This window comes from Pseudomonas sp. P4_C3, from assembly GCF_056402075.1.
Genome location: NZ_JBFUIC010000589.1, coordinates 1 through 1,516 on the forward strand (window position 1 = coordinate 1; position 1,516 = coordinate 1,516).

At 62.4% G+C, this 1,516-nt stretch carries 1 protein-coding gene; it reads left to right on the forward strand.

Annotated elements, in window-relative coordinates:
* Positions 1-127: 127 nt before the first annotated feature.
* On the forward strand, positions 128-1,495 hold the full coding sequence (locus AC1DVH_RS30940) for an NAD(P)-dependent oxidoreductase (protein ID WP_477756992.1): 1,368 nt from the start codon (positions 128-130) through the stop codon (positions 1,493-1,495).
* The last annotated feature ends 21 nt before the right edge of the window (positions 1,496-1,516 follow it).

Sequence of the window (1,516 nt, forward strand, 5' to 3'; positions counted from 1 at the left end):
CCCACAGGTTTTGTGAACACCCGAGATCCCTGTGGGAGCGAGCTTGCTCGCGATGACGTCAGCCCAGACAACAAAAAAACAATGCCCATTCAGAGGCAGCACCTCAAATAACCGTGAGGCCAATACCGTGATCAAGACCCTGGACCACCTCCCGCATCCCGTTGAGAATGCGGCCGCCCTCGCCGGCCATTTCACCGATCTGGCGCCGCCGCTCAACGAGCGTCAGGCGCACCTGGAAGCCTCGCGCTGCCTGTATTGCTACGACGCRCCCTGCGTGAATGCCTGCCCGAGCGAAATCGACATTCCCTCGTTCATTCGCAACATTGCGCAGGACAACGTGCAAGGTGCCGCGCAGAAAATCCTCTCGGCCAACATCCTCGGCGGCAGTTGCGCCCGGGTGTGCCCAACGGAAATTCTTTGCCAGCAAGCCTGTGTGCGCAACAACGCTCACGAATGTGCACCGGTCATGATCGGCCTGTTGCAACGCTACGCCGTGGACAACGCCCACTTCAGCACGCACCCCTTCCAGCGCGCTGCCGCCACCGGCAAACGCATCGCCGTGGTCGGTGCCGGTCCGGCCGGTTTGTCCTGCGCCCACCGCAGTGCCATGCACGGGCATGACGTGGTGATCTTCGAGGCGCGGGAAAAAGCTGGCGGCCTCAACGAATACGGGATCGCCAAATACAAGCTGGTGGATGACTACGCACAAAAGGAGCTTGAGTTCCTGTTGCAGATTGGCGGGATCGAAATCCGCCACGGGCACAAGCTCGGAGAGAACCTGACCCTCAGCGAACTGCACCAACAGTTCGATGCGGTGTTCCTCGGCCTCGGGCTCAACGCCAGCAAACAGCTGGGCCTGGCCCACGAAGATGCGCCCGGCCTGCTCGCCGCCACCGACTACATCCGCGAACTGCGCCAGGCCGATGACCTGAGCCAACTGCCCCTGGCCGACCACTGCATTGTCCTCGGCGCAGGCAACACCGCCATCGACATGGCGGTGCAAATGGCCCGCCTCGGCGCCCACGATGTGAATCTGGTGTACCGCCGTGGCGTCGAGGACATGGGTGCCACCCATCACGAACAGGACATTGCCAAGGCCAATCAGGTGCGGCTGATGACCTGGGCTCAACCGGAAGAAGTGCTGCTCGATGACCAGGGCCGCGTGCGCGGCATGCGTTTCGCCCGAACCCATCTGGTGGAAGGTCGCCTGCAAACCACTGGTGAAACCTTCGAACTGGCCGCCGATGCGATCTTCAAGGCCATCGGCCAGGCCTTCGACGGCAGCGCCCTCAGCGATCCGCTGGCCCGTGAGCTCAAACGCCAGGGCGAGCGCATCGAAGTCGATGAAAACCTGCGCACCAGCATCCCCGGCGTGTATGCCGGCGGCGACTGCACCAGCCTCGACCAAGACCTTACCGTGCAAGCCGTGCAGCATGGCAAGCGCGCCGCCGAGGCAATCAATGCTCAACTGATGCTCAATGTGGAGGCTGCGTAAATGGCCGATCTGTCGATTGTC